The sequence below is a fragment of the Pedobacter duraquae genome, assembly GCF_004362245.1.
Lineage (GTDB): Bacteria > Bacteroidota > Bacteroidia > Sphingobacteriales > Sphingobacteriaceae > Pedobacter > Pedobacter duraquae.
The window spans coordinates 212,221-230,838 of the sequence record NZ_SNWM01000003.1 but is presented as its reverse complement, the minus strand read 5'-3'; the positions used below and the strand labels follow the sequence as shown (position 1 = coordinate 230,838).

15 protein-coding genes are annotated in these 18,618 nt (G+C 42.7%); 12 read left to right on the top strand and 3 right to left on the bottom strand.

Translation table 11 applies throughout. The annotated features are described in order from the left end of the window. Positions 1-104 precede the first annotated feature (104 nt). The 6 genes from CLV32_RS12470 to CLV32_RS12445 all read left to right on the top strand — a co-directional run bounded on the left by CLV32_RS12470 (position 105) and on the right by CLV32_RS12445 (position 6,439). On the top strand, positions 105-842 hold the full coding sequence (locus tag CLV32_RS12470; protein WP_133556001.1) for a DUF4197 domain-containing protein: 738 nt from the start codon (positions 105-107) through the stop codon (positions 840-842). Positions 843-931: 89 nt separating this feature from the next. Continuing rightward, positions 932-2,149 (top strand): DEAD/DEAH box helicase, encoded by a 1,218-nt coding sequence (locus CLV32_RS12465; RefSeq protein WP_133555999.1) that lies wholly within the window; start codon positions 932-934, stop codon positions 2,147-2,149. 18 nt (positions 2,150-2,167) lie between these two features. Next, positions 2,168-3,448: a replication-associated recombination protein A gene (locus tag CLV32_RS12460; RefSeq protein ID WP_133555997.1), complete on the top strand. Its 1,281-nt coding sequence runs from the start codon at positions 2,168-2,170 to the stop codon at positions 3,446-3,448. Beyond that, on the top strand, positions 3,369-4,925 hold the full coding sequence (locus CLV32_RS12455; RefSeq protein ID WP_243732301.1) for a DUF5687 family protein: 1,557 nt from the start codon (positions 3,369-3,371) through the stop codon (positions 4,923-4,925). The genes CLV32_RS12460 and CLV32_RS12455 overlap by 80 nt, the downstream gene beginning before the upstream one ends. After that, on the top strand, positions 4,925-5,623 hold the full coding sequence (locus CLV32_RS12450) for an ABC transporter ATP-binding protein (protein ID WP_133555993.1): 699 nt from the start codon (positions 4,925-4,927) through the stop codon (positions 5,621-5,623). Before CLV32_RS12455 ends, CLV32_RS12450 begins: the two co-directional genes overlap by 1 nt. Positions 5,624-5,761: 138 nt before the next feature. Further along, positions 5,762-6,439 carry an OmpA family protein gene (locus tag CLV32_RS12445; protein ID WP_133555991.1) on the top strand — a complete coding sequence of 226 codons (678 nt, stop codon included), beginning with the start codon at positions 5,762-5,764 and terminating at the stop codon, positions 6,437-6,439. A gap of 66 nt (positions 6,440-6,505) precedes the next feature. On the opposite strand, the gene CLV32_RS12440 is transcribed toward CLV32_RS12445, so the two are convergent. Beyond that, on the bottom strand, positions 6,506-6,865 hold the full coding sequence (locus CLV32_RS12440; RefSeq protein WP_133555989.1) for a hypothetical protein: 360 nt from the start codon (positions 6,863-6,865) through the stop codon (positions 6,506-6,508). 88 nt (positions 6,866-6,953) lie between these two features. Between CLV32_RS12440 and CLV32_RS12435 the strand changes: the two genes are divergently transcribed. Next, a complete protein-coding gene (locus CLV32_RS12435; protein WP_317130252.1) occupies positions 6,954-7,961 on the top strand; it encodes a Gfo/Idh/MocA family oxidoreductase in 1,008 nt (335 codons plus the stop codon). Here the strand turns inward: CLV32_RS12435 and CLV32_RS12430 are convergent. After that, positions 7,956-8,945: an alpha/beta fold hydrolase gene (locus tag CLV32_RS12430; RefSeq protein WP_133555986.1), complete on the bottom strand. Its 990-nt coding sequence runs from the start codon at positions 8,943-8,945 to the stop codon at positions 7,956-7,958. The two genes, CLV32_RS12435 and CLV32_RS12430, sit on opposite strands and share 6 nt — an antisense overlap. 86 nt (positions 8,946-9,031) lie before the next feature. On the opposite strand from CLV32_RS12430, the gene hutH reads away from it, so the two are divergent. After that, complete coding sequence (gene hutH / locus CLV32_RS12425; RefSeq protein ID WP_133555984.1) at positions 9,032-10,522, top strand: histidine ammonia-lyase; 1,491 nt, start codon at positions 9,032-9,034, stop codon at positions 10,520-10,522. 51 nt (positions 10,523-10,573) lie between these two features. Here the strand turns inward: hutH and CLV32_RS12420 are convergent, their stop codons facing one another. After that, complete coding sequence (locus CLV32_RS12420) at positions 10,574-12,907, bottom strand: TonB-dependent receptor (protein ID WP_133555981.1); 2,334 nt, start codon at positions 12,905-12,907, stop codon at positions 10,574-10,576. Between the two features lie 469 nt (positions 12,908-13,376). On the opposite strand from CLV32_RS12420, the gene hutU reads away from it, so the two are divergent. The 4 genes from hutU (at position 13,377) to CLV32_RS12400 (ending at position 18,553) form a co-directional block, all read left to right on the top strand. Beyond that, positions 13,377-15,056, top strand: a complete 1,680-nt coding sequence (gene hutU, locus CLV32_RS12415) for a urocanate hydratase (RefSeq protein WP_133555979.1) — start codon at positions 13,377-13,379, stop codon at positions 15,054-15,056. 88 nt (positions 15,057-15,144) lie between these two features. After that, positions 15,145-15,795: a TetR family transcriptional regulator C-terminal domain-containing protein gene (locus CLV32_RS12410; protein WP_133555977.1), complete on the top strand. Its 651-nt coding sequence runs from the start codon at positions 15,145-15,147 to the stop codon at positions 15,793-15,795. Positions 15,796-15,800: 5 nt separating this feature from the next. Further along, positions 15,801-17,099 carry an ABC1 kinase family protein gene (locus tag CLV32_RS12405; protein ID WP_133555975.1) on the top strand — a complete coding sequence of 433 codons (1,299 nt, stop codon included), beginning with the start codon at positions 15,801-15,803 and terminating at the stop codon, positions 17,097-17,099. Next, positions 17,099-18,553: an SDR family oxidoreductase gene (locus tag CLV32_RS12400; RefSeq protein WP_133555973.1), complete on the top strand. Its 1,455-nt coding sequence runs from the start codon at positions 17,099-17,101 to the stop codon at positions 18,551-18,553. Before CLV32_RS12405 ends, CLV32_RS12400 begins: the two co-directional genes overlap by 1 nt. Positions 18,554-18,618 lie beyond the last annotated feature (65 nt).

Sequence of the window (18,618 nt, the reverse complement as noted above, 5' to 3'; positions counted from 1 at the left end):
CCGGGATAATTTTTACAAAGAGGCCAGATCCCTTTTTTAAAAAAACAGCAGGATATGGCCGGAGTTTTGTTAACTTAAACGTATACCCAAACAAACCATCAGTAATGAAACACATTCAACTATTTACCATTTCCCTGTTAGCTTGCTTTTTATTTAACAGCTGTGATGTGCAAAGCCAGTCTCAGATAGGCAATATCCTTAAACAGCTTCCCACGGGTGCTACACCTACAGCATCCGAAATCGGGCTGGGCATAAAACAAGCATTGGAAATTGGTACTTCCGCAGGTGCAGACCGCTTATCAGCTAAAGATGGCTTTTTGGGTAATCTTGCTGTTAAGATACTATTCCCTCCAGAAGCTCAGAAAGTAGAAAAAACACTGCGGAGCATTGGCTTAGGTTCTGTGGCCGACAATGTGATTACCAGTTTAAACAGAGCAGCCGAAGATGCCGCAAAAGAAGCCAAGCCAATCTTTATTGATGCTATTAAGCAAATGACAATCACAGATGCGACCAATATCCTCCTGGGAAATAAAGATGCCGCGACTACCTATTTCAAACGTGTAACCACAGCACAATTGATGGCCAAATTTAGTCCGGTAATTACCAATAGCCTGAATAAAGTTGGTGCAACAAAATATTGGACTGATGCTGCTGCACAATATAACCGTTTACCACTAGTAAAACCGGTTAATACCGATCTATCTAGCTACGTCGCACAAAAAGCTATCGATGGAATGTTTTTGGAAGTAGCGCAGGAAGAATTGAAAATCCGGGACAACATCGGAGCACGTTCTACTACGTTGTTGCAAAAAGTGTTCGGTTATGCAGATAAGAAAAAATAACAGGTAACATCTTAACAGGTAATAAACTACATTTTAATAAAAATTAGCATTACTTTTATAGAGAATACATATTTATCACAACAAGTATATTGGATTTTAAAGATTTTAATTTCAACCCTGACTTACTAGAAGGGTTATTAGCGATGGGGTTTAGAAATGCTACACCCATACAGGAACAGGCCATTCCTTTAATACTGGCAAAAAAAGATTTGATTGCATGTGCACAGACTGGTACCGGAAAAACCGGTGCATATCTGTTGCCTATTATGAATCGGATCAGCAATACAGCAGAACGTCACAACAACACGCTTATATTAGCACCTACCCGTGAACTTGCCCAGCAAATTGACCTTCAGGTAGAGGCCCTATCCTATTTTACCAATATCAGTTCACTGACGGTTTATGGCGGTGGCGATGGCATTGCCTATGAGCAACAGAAAAGATCTATGCGTGAAGGTGTAGATATGATTATTGCCACTCCAGGAAGATTAATATCTCACCTGTCATCGGGATTGCTTAAACTCGATCAGCTGGAACACCTGGTATTGGATGAGGCCGACCGCATGCTCGACATGGGTTTTTATGATGATATCATGAAGATAATCAGCTTCCTGCCGCATAAAAGACAGACTGTACTTTTCTCAGCAACGATGCCGCCAAAAATCAGAACGTTGGCAGCTAAGCTGCTGCACAACCCTGAGCAGATCAGCATATCTATTTCTCAACCGGCGGAGGGCATTAACCAACAGGCATATTTCATCCAGGATAGCCAAAAGATTAAATTGCTCAGCAAGATTCTTGATCCTGTTGTCTACCCTACAGCGCTAATCTTCGCTTCTACAAAAGATAAAGTTAAAGCATTAGGTAAAGTACTTCGTGGATTGGGATTCAAAGCTGAGGCATTTCACTCAGATCTGGGGCAGAAGGAACGCGAAGCGATCTTACTGGAATTCAAAAATAAACGTGTTCCGGTTCTTATTGGAACAGATGTGTTATCAAGGGGTATTGATGTAGAAGGCATCTCGCTGGTCATCAATTTCGATGTGCCTCACGATCCTGAAGACTATGTACACAGGATTGGAAGAACAGCAAGAGCAGCAACAAAAGGAACCGCCATTACACTGGTTAACGATAAGGATAAACGCAAGTTTGCCAATATCGAGAAACTGATTGATAAGCCAATCCCACGGATGGCCGTTCCCGAAGAACTGGGTGAATCTCCCGAAGGACAGATCATTCAGGACAAACCTAAGAAACCCCATAACGGAAAACCAAAACGCAGAATCTGGAAAAAGAAAGCGGAATAATTCGTTAACTTTACTGTTATGCAAAACTTACCACCTTTGGCTGAACGTATGCGACCACAAAACCTGGACGAGTACGTTGGTCAAAAACACCTGGTAGGTCCGGATGCCGTTTTGCGGAAAGCCATTCTAAGCGGGCAGCTGCCCTCCATGATATTTTGGGGGCCGCCCGGTGTTGGAAAAACCACCCTCGCCTATATTATTTCCCAAACCCTGGATCGGCCATTTTTTAACCTAAGCGCCATTAATTCCGGAGTTAAGGATATCAGGGATGTTATCGAAAGAGCAGCAGCACTTAAAGATAGCCTGATGGGGCTACCTATTCTTTTCATTGACGAGATTCACCGGTTCAGCAAATCGCAACAAGACAGTCTTCTTGGCGCCGTGGAGCGTGGACTCGTTACACTGATCGGGGCAACTACAGAAAATCCCTCTTTCGAAGTAATATCCGCATTATTATCCAGATCGCAGGTATATATATTAAAGTCATTAGATGAAGACGAACTGTCTGGTTTGCTCCAAACGGCGATCACGCAGGACATCGTCTTGAAAGAAAAAAAGATTACGATCAAAGAGCACGAGGCGCTGATCCGGTTATCTGGCGGTGATGCACGCAAATTGCTTAATGTACTTGAAATTGCAGTTACAGGTATTGGCGGTAAAACAATTGTACTTACCAACGAAAACGTACTGGCCCATGCACAGCAAAACCTGGCACTCTATGATAAAGCCGGGGAGCAGCATTATGATATTATCTCCGCTTTTATCAAATCCATCAGAGGCAGCGATCCCAATGCAGCAGTTTACTGGCTGGCCCGGATGATAGAAGGTGGTGAAGATCCACTTTTTATCGCGCGCAGGTTGCTCATCCTTGCCTCTGAAGATATTGGAAATGCAAATCCTAACGCTTTATTACTTGCAAATAATTGTTTTCAGGCAGTTAATGTTATCGGTTATCCTGAAGCCAGAATCATTCTGGCACAAGCCGTTACGTATATGGCTTCCTCCGCTAAAAGCAATGCTTCATACGAAGCCATAAATAAAGCACAACAACTGGTGAAACAATCAGGCAACTTGCCAGTCCCATTACATATTAGAAACGCACCAACTAAACTGATGAAGAATATTGGTTATGGAAAAGACTACCAATATGCGCACAGCTATGAAGGGAACTTCGTTGAACAGGAATTTTTGCCTGATTTGATCAGTGGAACAAAATTATATGACCCAGGGAAAAATCCGGCAGAAGAAAAGCTCAGGGAAAAACTCAAACAGAATTGGAAAAACAAATACAACTATTAATATGCTCCTAACCTTTCTAAACCACCAATGGATCGCTTTCCGCAGATCCAGAGGCAAAAACACGAACATAGCTGTTCAGATAATTATGGGCATCGCAATCCTATATTTACTTGCCTGCGCTATAGCCGCAGGGGTGCTGATGGGGCGTATTATTCCAGGCATCTTTCCTAACAAGGACATTATAGTAGTCTTCAACGGGTTAATTTTGTACTATTTCGCACTGGAATTTATTTCCAGACTCCAGCTACAGGAACTACCAACACTAAGTATTGTGCCTTATCTACACCTCAATATCCCCAAAAAAAAGATCGTAAGTTTTCTAAATATCAGAGCCCTGTTCTCTGCATTCAACATCATCCCGATGTTCATCTTTTTTCCATTCTGCCTAATGAACATTAGCAATACCCTGGGTGTAACGGCAGCGTTGATGTATATGCTGTCCATCGTTTCCCTGTCAGTATTCAATAACTATCTGGCATTATACGTTAAGCGGCTATCTATGGTCAACATCGCTTTCGTAGCTACAGGTCTACTGCTTTTAATTGCCTTGGCTTTGCTAGAATATTTCCAGCTCTTTTCTATTGCGGCAATATCAAATATTATTTTTAGCAAAGTAGCCCTCTGGCCTCCCCTGGCATTAGTTTTTACCCTTCTCGCTGTGTTGATCTTCACCATCAATTCCAGATATCTCAGAAATAATCTATATGCAGAAGAACTCAGTTATGGAGAAGAAAAAAAATCAAGCACTGACTACCCCTTTCTGGATCGTTTCGGTGAAGTCGGAACGCTTGCTGCTGTAGAAATCAAGTTAATTCTTAGAAACAAAAGAAGCAAATCAACTGTATCAAAAGGACTGCTGTTTATATTTTACGGGTTCCTATTTTACAAAACACAGTTTCTAGATAAGAATCAATTCTTCATGATGATTTTTGCCGCGGTTTTTATGACCGGCAATATGGTGATGCTCTATGGACAGTTTATGTTTGGATGGCAGAGTGCTGAGTTTGATGGAATCCTGACCAGCAGAGTAAGTATTAAGAATTTCATTAAAGCAAAGTTCCTGCTGTTTACCATATCATCTACAGTACTGACCTTAGTAGTTAGCCTGTACGGACTGATCAGCTGGAAGATTCTGCTGATCCAGTTTGCAGCCTATTTCTACAGCATTGGAATCGCTACTGTTATGGTTCTCTACATGGCTACAAGGAACTATAAGGCAATAGATTTAAGCAAGGGCTCCAGCTTCAACTTTCAGGGTGTAGGGGGCACTTCCATGATTATGGGCTTACCTGTCTTGTTAACACCTATTGGAGTTTACGCACTCGTTAACTACCTAACCAATCCATACTGGGGGCTGGCTGTATTGGGTGTATTAGGTCTCGCCGGGCTTTTTACCAGGAACTTCTGGGTGGAATTTTTAGTGAAAGAATTTAATAAAAGAAAATATAAAATCGCCGAAGGCTTCAGAGAAAAATAATGATCGTAGAAATAAAAAACCTAAAAAAAGTTTACGCGGGCCGCACCGTAGTAGACATTGCAGATCTGCACTTTAATGCAGGCGAGACCATAGGTCTGGTGGGTAACAACGGTGCTGGTAAAACAACGCTCTTCAGGATGCTACTGGATCTGATCAGACCAGATGGTGGAGAAATCCTTTCGAAATCTTTAAATGTCGCCTCAACTGATCAATGGAAAGCATATACAGCTTCTTATCTCGATGAAGGCTTTCTGATTGATTACCTGACACCCGAAGAATATTTCATCTTTATAGGTAGCCTGCATAACATGAGCATCGCCCATGTTACCGACTACCTCAAACAATATCAGGAATTTTTTAATGGTGAAATTCTGAACAGCGGTAAATATGTCAGGGATTTCTCTAAGGGTAACCAGAACAAAATTGGGATCGCCGCAGCATTGATGCAAAACCCGGAATTGCTCGTTCTTGATGAGCCGTTTGCTAATCTGGACCCCACAACGCAGATTCGATTGAAGGCATTGGTTAAGAAACTCAAAGTAACACATAGCGTAACTACTTTGATTTCCAGTCATGATCTGAACCATGTTACAGATGTCTGTGATCGCATTATACTCATGGAAAAAGGAAAAATCATCAAAGACATCCATACCACGGAAAACACCCTTCAGGAGCTTGAAGCCTATTTTTCGGAATAATACTGTCCAGTAAACAAGTCATATATCAAATCTTAATGGTAGATAACTCTGTCATATTCTTGTTGTACAACAATAAAGCACAAAAAAACCGACTTGGCATCAGGTTTGATTTAGTGAATCTATAATAACAATTGATTTATGATGACTTCAAAATTTAAAATAGCAGCATTTAGCATCGCATTAGCGATCAGTGCAATGGCTTTCCAAGGGTGTGACAGCTTAACAAAAACACAAAAAGGTGCCGGCATAGGTGCTGCTGCAGGCGGTGTAATCGGTGCTATCATAGGTAAGAAAGCTGGTAATACTGCTGTAGGTGCAATTATTGGCGGTGCTGTTGGTGGAACTGCAGGTGGATTCATTGGTAGAAGAATGGATAAACAGGCAGCGGAGATCAAGACCGCAATTCCTAACGCCGAAGTAATACGTGAAGGTGAAGGTATCATTGTAAAATTTGATAGCGGTATTCTTTTTGATTTTGATAGCAACACACTTAAAGATGCTGCAAAAGGGAATATCCAAACATTGGCAAGTTCGTTAAATCAGTATCCTGGAACCGACGTTAAAATTATCGGTCATACTGATAATAAAGGTACAGAGGCATACAATATGAGCTTATCGGAAAGAAGAGCTGCTGCCGTTAAAGCTTATGCTGTGGCGCAAGGTGTTCCTTCTGCAAGACTGGTAACAGTGGGTAAAGGATTTAGTGAGCCTATTGGTGATAACACTACTGATGCAGGCCGTGCGGCTAACCGTCGTGTAGAAATCGTGATTGTAGCGAACGATCAATTAAAAAACCAAGCTAAAACAGAAGGATAATACCTTCGTTATAAATAAGAAGGGCTGTTACTTTTACAAGTAGCAGCCCTTTTTTTGTATCCTGATCTAGGTATCCAGCTCTTCGCCGTAGATGTCCTGAAAGTAATGTATAGCAAGTGATTTCAATAACATCTCCTGCTCCATCATCGCGAAAGAAGGTACAGGTTTGACAAGTTTCCAATGTGGCCATCCATCCTGATCCAGGCCTTCCAGCTCGTAAAAACCCATCTCGCTCATTAATCTACATGTTGCGATGTGCATCAGCTCTTCTTTCTGGCGCTTACTATATTTGCCAGGCCCTTTTCCAAGTTCCTGCACACCAATTAAAAAAAGCATCACCTTTAAATCAGGGATATCGGAATCGAACTCCTTTGCAATTCTTTGTTGCAGGAGCTTCCACTTCGCATTAATCTCTGAAGGTTTCATAGCGCAAATATAAGGTAATATGGTTCTTTTATGGCAATATAGTTTAGGCTTAGAAAATCCATTTTTGTAGTTTTATCAAATGGACAAAATGATCAACACCGGCCTTTTGGCCTACGGCATGTCAGGAAAAGTATTTCATGCTCCTTTTGTATCTGCACACCAAGGCTTTAACCTTGTGGCCGTAGCAGAACGTCATACCAAACAGGCAAGCACAGATTATCCCGGAGTGATCAGCTATGATAGTCCAGAAGCATTGCTGGATGACGAAAACATCAGTCTTGTCGTTATAAATACCCCAAACTACACACATTATGACTATGCAAAAAAAGCATTGTTAAAAGGAAAAGATATCCTTGTAGAGAAACCATTTACGGCAACGGTGGAAGAAGCAGAAGAATTATTTGCCCTTGCCGAAAAGCAAAACAAAACCATTCTTTTTTATCAAAACAGAAGATGGGACAGTGATTTTATTTCCGTTAAGGAAGTTCTTGCCAGCAATAAACTGGGGAAGTTAAATGAAGTAACCATTAGATATGATCGCTACAGGGCGGTAATAGGACCAAAAAGTTTCAAGGAAGAGCCGGTGCCAGCGAGCGGGTTGTTGTTCGACTTAGCTCCCCATTTGTTGGATCAGGTGATCAGTGTCTTTGGAGAGCCATCCAGCTACACTAAAGTTCTAGCAAAAAACCGCAAAAAAACCCAGGTGGACGATTACTTCCAGATCCATCTGCAGTACGAAAACGGGCTCCAGATTTATGTAATCTCTAATATGCTCGTTGCTGGCACGCAACCTGCATTTGTAATCCATGGCGAGACAGGAACGTTCAGCAAGGCCAGAGCCGATGTACAGGAAGAGCAGCTATTAAAAGGAATTCGTCCTGGCATGGACAGCTATGGCGTAGAGGCGCCAGAAAATGCCGGCCTATTGACCGTAGTTCAGGAAGATGGGACGATGAAAAGTGAAAAGATCATAGCGAATCCGGGAAATTACCTTCAGCTATTTGATGCAGTATACAACACCCTCATCCATAATGCCGAATATCCTGTAAGTACAGACCAGGTGCTTACCCAACTCCGTATTATTACAGGTTTATAAACTGCCCAATAGCGCAATAGTAAATTCTTCTGGAACCTCCAGGTGCGGAATATGTCCGCAGTTTGCAAACTCAATTAGTTTCGCACCGGGAATTTTAGACGCAGTCTGTTTACCTAACACCTTGTATTGTCCATGTGCCGACTGCTGCTCTGGTGTTAGTAAACCTTTGCCCACAATTGTTTTATCCTCCAGCCCAATAAACAAAACTGTAGGCACTTTGATATTTGCAAACTCGTAAACAACCGGCTGTTCATAAATCATGGTGAAAGTCATAGCCGCAACCCTGGCGGTGCGCGGAAAGTCTGCACTGTAACCTACTCCAGCAGCTATCCGAACCAGCTCCTCGTAATCAGGCTTCCATTGTACAAAATAGGAACTCTGGTAATACTTACGAACGCTTTCAGCGGTTGCTTTAAGTTCCGTTTGGTATTGCTTCTCTGTATTCGTGTAAGGAACAAATGTACGGTAGTCCTCCAAGCCTATCGGATCTTCCAATAGTAACTTTACTGTGTTTTCAGGATATAACAATGCATAACGTGTTGCCAGCATGCCACCCATAGAATGACCAAGTACCACACTTTGCCTGATCCCGAGGCTATCCAGCAATGCCCTGTTCCAGGCAGCCATCTGATGAAAACTATAATGAATAAACGGTTTTGATGATTTGCCAAATCCAATCTGATCTGGAACTACCACCCTGTATCCACGATCCGTAAGTGCCTTAATAACATTTGTCCAATAGTAACCACCAAAATTTTTACCGTGGAATAGCACTACCGTTCCGCCATTCGGCGACTTCGTTGCAGCAATATCCATGTACGCCATGCGAATATCCTGTCCTTCTGTTTTTATAGGAAAAAACTTAACTGCATATGGATACTTTACATTTTCAAGGGTTATAGACAATGTATCAGCCTTTTGTCCAAGCGCATGCCCTGCGTAAACGAGCAGAGATAACAAAGCAATAGTGTATTTTTTACGCATATCATTAGTTTCTAAAACCAACAAAAGTGAGCTGATAAAGTTCGCGCCTAGCACATTTTTTATACATTTGACCGAAAATATAAACAATGGGTATGTATCAGATTGGCGGGGAAACGCTTTCCCTAAATATCATTTCAAACATCATCAATGACAACCTCAAGCTGGAACTTTCAGGCGTTGTTATTGAGCGGGTAAACAATTGCCGGGCTTATCTGGATGAAAAATTAAAAAGAGAAACCCAACCCATTTACGGAATCAACACCGGTTTTGGCTATCTTCAGCATATCAAAATTGCTGCTAACGAGCTCTCTCAGCTACAGCATAACTTGTTATTATCACATGCCTGCGGAACCGGAGCACATGTACCAACAGATATTGTAAAGATTATGCTGTTCCTCAAAATCCAATCCCTGAGTTACGGTAATTCGGGAATCCGACTGGAAACTTTGAACCGACTGGTGCTCATGTACAATAGCGATGCACTTCCAACGATTTACACCCAGGGCTCCTTAGGTGCCTCAGGTGATCTGGCGCCGCTGGCACATCTCGCCCTTCCACTAATCGGTGAAGGATACTTAAGCTATAACAACGAACTCATTCATGCAAAGGATTGGCTGAATGTCATGAATCTGGAACCTTTGCACCTTCAGCCCAAGGAGGGACTGGCACTAATTAACGGAACCCAGTTTATGGCCGCTTATGGCATGTATATCTTGATCAATGCACACCGCCTTTCGGCGTTTAGCGATACAATAGGTGCTTTATCTGCTGATGCGTTTAACTGCAGGATAGATCCTTTTAAAGCGCTTAGTCACCAGATCAGACCGCATATAGGACAGTTGGCCACTGCAGACAGGATATACAGCTTATTGATTACAAGTGAAATGGCGGGAATGGACAATAAGCAAACACAGGATCCTTATTCATTCAGATGCATGCCACAGGTACATGGCGCCAGCAAAGATGCGCTTGACTACGCAACAAAGGTGTTTGAAGTAGAGATTAATTCCGTCACAGACAATCCTAATATTTTTCCCGAGGAAGATGAGATCATTTCCGCTGGAAACTTCCACGGACAACCGCTGGCGCTGGCGCTTGATTTCTTAAGTATTGCCCTGGCTGAACTGGGATCAATATCTGAAAGAAGAACCTTCCAGCTGATCTCCGGACAACGTGGATTGCCAAATTTTCTAGTTAAGAATGCCGGATTAAATTCAGGCTTGATGATCCCCCAATATACCGCCGCATCAATTGCCAGTGAAAATAAACAATTGGCAACCCCTTCGTCAGTAGACTCTATTGTTTCGAGCAACGGACAGGAAGACCATGTAAGCATGGGTGCTAACGGAGCCACTAAGTGTTTCCGAATTTTGAACAATCTGGAAAGAATTCTTGCTATAGAGTTACTTACCGCTGCTCAGGCTATCGAATTTAGAAGACCCCTAAAAACCTCTGCAGAGCTGGAAGAATTGCTACTCGCCTACCGCAAGGATGTGGCAGCACACGAAGAAGACAGATTGTTATCTGACGATATCCACACCTCAATTCGCTTTCTAAATAACTTCAAAAAAGCCTAGAAACAAAAAATGCCGCAAACTCATCGTCTGCGGCATTTTTATGTTCTATAATTAACGTTTTAAAGTAAAAGGAAGCGTGATGCCAAAGGTCACATTTCTTCCTGCATTATAGATCCCTAACGTCGGATCTTCATCACTTAATCGTCCAGGCTTGAACCTGCTTAAGTGATCATAATATGCTTTATTCAATAGGTTTTTGCCAGCAACATATACAATCAGATCCTGGTTTTTGCCCAATTTCAAGGTCGTCCCAACAGATGCATTTAATAAGGTATAGCCGCTGGTTGCAGACTCAAAGCTGTCTATCTTATCCTGTTTGAAGAAATTATCGATTCCGACAGACACATACGATTTAGATGTTCCGCCGATCTTCGGTTCAAAACGCAATTCGTTCCGCAAAGCCGCAGCGGGAATAAATGGAAGAGATTGCTCCGTTGTGCGGTTAGTGGCTCTGGTATACGAGAAACTATTTTCAAAGTGGATATAACTTACCGGATGTAAAGTTAAAGATGCTTCAAGACCTCGAAGAAATGCATTGTCCTGTACAAAATTGTAAACTGGATATTCCTTTGTGCTGCCGTCCTCAGCTTCAACATCCTTCGTACTTCCATCAGTGTCGTAATAGATGTATTTGTTGATGTAATTAGCAAATCCACCGAGACTGGCACTTAAATATTGATTCTGATAGTCAAAAGAGGCATCAAACTGATAACTCTGTTCTGGTTTTAAATTAGCGTTACCTATTTCATACCTAAATACACCTTCGTGCACACCATTTGAGGCAAGCTCAGCAATATTTGGTGCACGGAAGGCACTTCCGGCATTTGCTTTAAAGCTAAAGGCATCGTTAAACTCATGCGTATAACCCAATGCACCGGTAACGTGCGAAAATTTATTGTCGAACGCATTAAATTCAGAAGCCCCACTGAAGGCTTTTCCAGTCATCTTTCTATAATCAAAACGGGCACCTATGTTAAAGGTGTTTTTCTCCCAGGCTTTTTTGACAAAAACAAAACCGCCAAAAGCCTGGCTGTCATAATCAGGGATTAACTGCTCTTCGCCAGTCGTATTCAGACTATGCATAAACTCGCCAGATAATCCGATTACCGGAGACCAACCGTTTGATTCTTTAAAAGAATATTTAAGATCATAGCTGTAACTATAGCTGTTCAAAAATAAGGCGGGATCCTCTCCCGCAGTTTCCAGTTCGCGACGGAGATTATGCTGATAACCAAGGATAGCTTTCAAGCTTCCATCTCCCAAAAGAATATTACTATTCAGGGCAATTTTATAATGGCGCACATCCTGCTTAGGAAAAGCAAGTGATCTGTCTTTGTTCTGAGCATCAGTAAATGGATTACCATCATCGTCTGCGAGCTGACCTGCATCGTTTCTGACAGGCTCGTAAAAACCAAGATTTGTACGGAAGCTGGATGCGTCCAAATGTGCATAACCCCATTTTTTATTTAAGCCAATCTGTCCTTCAAAATTAGTCTCGTTGAAGCCAGAATTTGGTACATATTCAGTCGGCGTACGATAAGAATAAGCACTTTTATACGATCCACGAACTTTATAGACAAAGCCCTGATCATTACCCTGAAGCATCAACGAGTTTCCTGTTAAGCCATTGTTTGTAGAATAGTTTGTTAAAAACTCTCCGCGTATGGTCCCCTGGGGTGCGGGAAGGGCATCTAAAATATTAATTACCCCACCAAGTGCATCTGATCCATACATTAAGCTGGCAGGCCCTTTTAACACCTCAACACGATCCGCACTGTACTGATCAATCTCGATGCCGTGCTCATCTCCCCACTGTTGCCCTTGCTGTTTTACACCATTATTGACCGTCACAACACGATTGTAACCCAATCCCCGGATAACAGGCTTTGAAATGCCAGCACCGGTGGTGATCTGTGCCACACCAGGTACACGTGATATCGCGTCGATAAGGTTTGTTGACGGACGATATAACAAATCAGACTTGCTTACCGTAGAGATCGTTGTGCTGTTGCTGCGGTTGTCTGAGCTAGATGCAGAACCGGTAATCACAACTTCGTGTGCTTCAATTACACTGGCCTGCAACGTGAAATTATTGTTCACAGGATTGGCAAAATCAATATATTGACTTGCCGATCGGTATCCTACGTAACTGATCAATACAAGGAACCGACCGCGGGCTGGGACATTGTTAAAAGTGAATGCACCCGAAGCATTCGTTACTGCAGATATACGCAGATCTGGGATGGTCACTGTAGCACCCGGTAAACCGGCTTTGCTTTGGGCATCAATTACGGTGCCATTATAAACTCCTGTTTCGGCAGCCTTTGCACCGAAAGAAAATATAGAAATAACGAGTACAACCAAATAAAGGTGTAATGTTTTCATAGTAATAATATGATAAGTATGAGTAATACGACATGGCCTAAGCCATTAAAGAAAAATTAATACCGAAAAGCTAGACAGCTGGGGGGCCTCGCAAAGAGGTGCTGATCAACGCAGTATACGCATCTATCGTTACTACGTGGCTTTTTAGAAAAACAACTTTTGTAAGGCAAAAATGCGTCAACTGAGTTGTATGGGTAAAATTCTTTTCAAAATGAGCTGCACATACCAAACACTGTTCCGCGTGACTGCTTATGTGGAGCTTATGCCCGCATACCGGTTCGTTTTTACAGGTGTATTCTACTTCCTCATGGTGGTGAAATGATGCCCATGGCGTAAGCGCAATGAAAAACACGCCCAACAAAAGGAATGATAAAAATTTATTGATATGTAAGTTCTTTTTTCTCAACTTGACCCAAAAGTAAGTAAATCTAAACGAACACCCCGCATCATTAAGTAACATTGCCTTTATATGACCTCAAAAACCGAGAACTTAGACCTTAGCAAAAGACAAACACCTACAGGAAATATATTAACCTGCAAAGGTTGGGTGCAGGAAGCAGCACTACGGATGTTATTAAATAACCTGGATCCTGATGTAGCCGAAAAGCCGGAGGAACTGATCGTTTATGGGGGAAGGGGTAAAGCAGCAAGAAATAAAGAAGCACTGTTACTCATTGTAAAAGCCTTGAGGAACCTGGAGAATGATGAAACATTATTGATTCAATCGGGTAAACCCGTAGGTATCATGCCCACACACCAAGATGCCCCGCGAGTACTTATCTCCAATTCTCAGCTGGTGCCGAAATGGGCCACGCAGCAACATTTTGACGATCTAGAGGATAAAGGACTGATGATGTATGGGCAGATGACTGCGGGTTCCTGGATTTATATCGGATCACAGGGGATTGTCCAGGGCACCTACGAAACCTACGCCGCGTTAGCTAGAAAACATTTTGATGGTAGTTTAAAGGGGAAACTGAATGTGACAGCTGGCCTTGGTGGTATGGGCGGTGCACAGCCCCTTGCCATCACCATGAATGAAGGCGTTTGCCTTGCTGCAGAAGTAGAGGAGTGGAGAATAAAAAAAAGATTGGAAACTCGTTATATTGATGAAATCGCCTACGACATCGATCAGGCAATCGACAAGGCCGTACAATATGCCGCAGAAAATAAAGCGCTTTCCATAGGCATAGTCTGTAATGCCGTAACCTTACTCAATCGTTTAATTGAACGCGGAATCACACCAGACACCTTAACTGATCAGACATCGGCACATGATCCCCTGATTGGATATTTTCCAGAAGGCCTCAGCGTTGCCGAAGCAGCTGAACTTCGAATAAATGACGCAAAAAAATACAGAGAGCTCTCTTATGCTACAATGGCTAAACACGTTGTTCAAATGCTGGAACTGCAGAAAAGAGGAGCGATTACTTTTGATTATGGAAACAATCTTCGCGGTCGTGCACTCGAAGCTGGCATCACTAATGCCTTTGATTTCCCCGGCTTTGTGCCTGCCTATATCCGCCCACTATTTTGTGAAGGAAAGGGCCCTTTTCGCTGGGCAGCACTTAGCGGTGATCCAGAAGATATATATACTACAGACCAGGTGATCATGGACTTGTTTCCTGAAAACAGCAGTCTGCACCGATGGATTAAAATGGCCAGGGAACGTATCGCGTTTCAGGGGCTACCAGCAAGAATCTGCTGGCTCGGACAGGGCGAAAGGGAGCTGGCAGGCCTTGCTTTCAACAAACTCGTTGCCGAAGGCAGGGTAACTGCTCCTATCGTAATCGGCCGGGATCACCTGGATACAGGATCCGTAGCATCGCCCAACAGAGAAACTGAGGCTATGCTTGACGGTTCGGATGCGGTTGCAGACTGGCCTGTATTAAACGCACTCGTCAACACTGCCGGAGGCGCAAGCTGGGTATCGTTACATCACGGGGGTGGAGTAGGCATCGGATATTCGATACACGCAGGTATGGTGATCGTTGCTGACGGCACCGATGAAGCAGCTGTAAGAATAAAAAGGGTATTACGCAATGACCCGGCTATGGGCGTGATCCGACATGCAGATGCCGGCTATGACATCGCAAACGATACACTTAGAAAACATAGATTAGGACTCGATCAATTAGACAATAAGTAATTATTACTTAATGGTGATCATTAAAAGGCTATTTTCCATGTAGTTTATAAACCTTTACGCCGACTTTTACGTTATTAAATAAAAAAGAATGGCTACAGCTGATCAAATCAAAAAAGGGTATATCGATTACGTCCTCACGCATGGCGAAAAACCGAAATCTGTTTACAGCTTTGTAAAAAAACTGAAGACTACTGAGACTAATTTCTATGAGTTTTATGCTGCTTTTGAAAGTATTGAAAAGAGTATCTGGGTAGAACTTACCGTAGAAACCATCAATACCATACAACAGCAGGAGGTTTGGCAGCAATATTCGTCCAGAGACCGTATGTTATCCTTCTTCTATAGTTTTACAGAGTTGCTGAAACAGCACCGGAGTTTTATCATCTACACATTGAAGGAGCAACGTATGGGGTTATCCACTCCTCAGATCCTGTCAGGCGTAAAACCGATCTTTGAAAACTTCGCTGATGAAATTATCAATGAAGGACTGGAAAGTGGAGAACTTGCCAACAGGAAATTTTTTAGCAAACGCTATAAAGACGCACTTTGGGCACAGTTCCTGTTTATCACCAGGTTCTGGGCAAATGATGACAGTGCCGGTTTTGAGAAAACTGATGAAGCCATAGAAAAAGGCATTCAGGTTACATTCGACCTCTTCCAACGATCACCTATCGACAATCTGTTCGAATACGGCAAGTTCCTTTCGAGAAATGGCGGATTTAAAGAAATGCGATTCTAGCCCGGATGAAAGAACAGAACGGTATTCCAACGACAAAAACACAGCGATCAGCAAAATTTGTGAAGACAGGTTTTCAGATTGGCGGTAATTATATTAAGCACTATTCAAAAAAACTCTTTAATCCGGAGCTGGACAACAGTCAGCTGAACGAAGATAATGCAACCGACATTTACAATTCTTTAAGTGAACTTAAAGGTAGTGCACTTAAGATTGCACAGATGTTGAGTATGGATAAGAACATCCTGCCCAAATCTTATGTAGATAAGTTCACTCAATCGCAGTACAATGCCCCTCCCCTTTCTGGGCCCCTGATTGTAAGGACGTTTACCAAGCTTTTCGGAAAAACACCGGAGCAAATGTATGACAGCTTCAATCTGGTGTCAAAAAATGCAGCCTCTATCGGGCAGGTTCATGAAGCAAACCTGAACGGAAAGAAACTGGCAGTTAAAATTCAATACCCCGGTGTTGCAGACAGCATATCCTCTGATCTAAAACTCGTAAAGCCCTTTGCTTTCCGCCTACTAGGTATGAGCGAGAAAGAATTGAATATTTACGTCAAAGAAGTTGAAGAGCGACTGTTAGAGGAAACGGACTATGAGCTCGAAGTAAGGCGCTCTATTGAGTTCTCTGAAGCTTGCAAAATTCTGGACAACATTATATTCCCGACCTATTATCCAAATCTTTCCAGTAAACGGATCATTACGATGGACTGGATTGAAGGTCTGCACCTGAAAGAGTTTCTAAAAACAAACCCATCGCAGGAACTAAGAAATAAGATAGGCCAGGCACTGTGGGATTTTTATAATTTCCAACAACACGAACTACGCGCTGTACATGCAGATCCACATCCAGGCAACTTTTTAATCACTCCTGATGAAAAACTCGGTGTAATTGACTTCGGATGCATCAAAGAACTTCCGAACGACTTCTATATCCCGTTCTTCTCTTTAATCTCTGCAGATATCACTAAGGACAAAGCAAAAACGATAGCCGCATTCCGTGAGTTGGAAATGATCCACCCAACTGATACCCCCGCCCAAGTCGAATTCTACTACAAGGCCTACAAAGAGATGATCGAACTTTTCGCCAGACCTTATTTAAGTGAGATCTTCGACTTTAGCAAGCCTGAATTTTTTGAAGGCCTATACCATTACGGGGAAAAAATCGCGAAAATGCCTGAATTTAAACAAGCTAGGGGCGTTAAGCATTTTATCTATGTCAACAGAACGAACTTCGGCCTGTATACCATTCTACACGAACTGCAGGCAACTGTCCACACGGGAACATTTAAACCTCAGGTATAATGAAGGTGCTGCTCACAGGCGCGAATGGTTATATCGGCACACGGCTGCTTCCTGTGCTTCTGGAGCAAGGTCACGAAGTGGTATGCATGGTGCGAGATCCCCGCAGATTTGCGTTGGAATCAGATTTTGGCGATCAGGTAACGATTATTACCGGCGACCTGTTAAATCGGGCAACATTGAACGCAATACCTCAGGACATCACTGCAGCCTATTATCTGGTTCACTCGATGTCGTCAAGCAAAGCAGGCTTTTCAGATCTGGAACAGGAATCGGCCAACAATTTTGCCGATGCGGTAAAGAACACCAAATGTGGACAAATCATTTACCTCACAGGAATTGTAAATGATGATAACCTTTCAGACCACCTCAACTCCAGACTTGCTGTAGAAACAACATTAAAAAAAGCACTCATACCGTTAACAGTATTGCGTGCAGCCATTATCATTGGTTCCGGCAGTGCATCTTTTGAAATCATACGTGATCTAGCCGAAAAACTACCTGTAATGGTGGCGCCGAAATGGGTAAATACACGCTGCCAGCCAATTGCTATCAGAGATGTTTTGGCTTACCTCACAGGAGTGCTTTATAATGAATCCGCATTAAATAAAACTTTCGATATCGGTGGACCGGACATCCTAACCTATAAACAAATGATCCTGCAATACGGTAGCTCGAGGGGGCTAAAACGCTGGATCATTACCGTTCCTGTTCTTACACCAAGATTATCATCGTTATGGCTTAACCTAGTTACTTCGGTGCCTTATTCGCTCGCACGAAGCCTTGTGGATAGCATGAAGAACGAAGTGGTTTGTCAGGATGACAAAATTAAAAGTGTAGTACCAAGAGCTTGCTTTAGCTATAAAGAAGCCTTAAGCATGGCCTTTGAAAAGATCGAACAAAATTCAATCGTATCAAGCTGGAAAGATGCCCTGAACAGGGGTTATCTGGATACTTCTTTTATGGACCAGGTTAAGGTACCTGCAAAAGGAACCCTAGAGTATAAGGTAAAAATGAAATTTAACAGAGACGAAGACGAAGTGTTTAATAACATCTGGAGCATCGGTGGTAACACAGGTTGGTATTACCTGGACTGGCTTTGGAGTTTGCGTGGGCTGTTAGACAAAGTATTTGGTGGCGTTGGTGCAAGGCGCGGACGTACAAGTAGCCTAAATCTACAGGCTGGAGATGTGCTTGACTTTTGGCGCGTATTGCTGGCAGATAAAAAGAGCAAACGCCTGTTGTTATATGCTGAGATGAAAATTCCTGGCGAAGCCTGGCTTGAATTTAAAATAGTATCTTTTCATGGCTCATCCTACCTATCTCAGATTGCCACATTCAGGCCTTCGGGATTGTGGGGCAGGATGTATTGGTATGCGATGCTACCTTTCCATCTTGTACTTTTCAATGGAATGGCAAAACGGATCACTGAATACAAGCGTCCGGAACCAAAATAAAACAGAAAAAGGCACAATCGCCACAATTGTACCTTTTTCCTAACCCTTAAACTAACAATAAGACG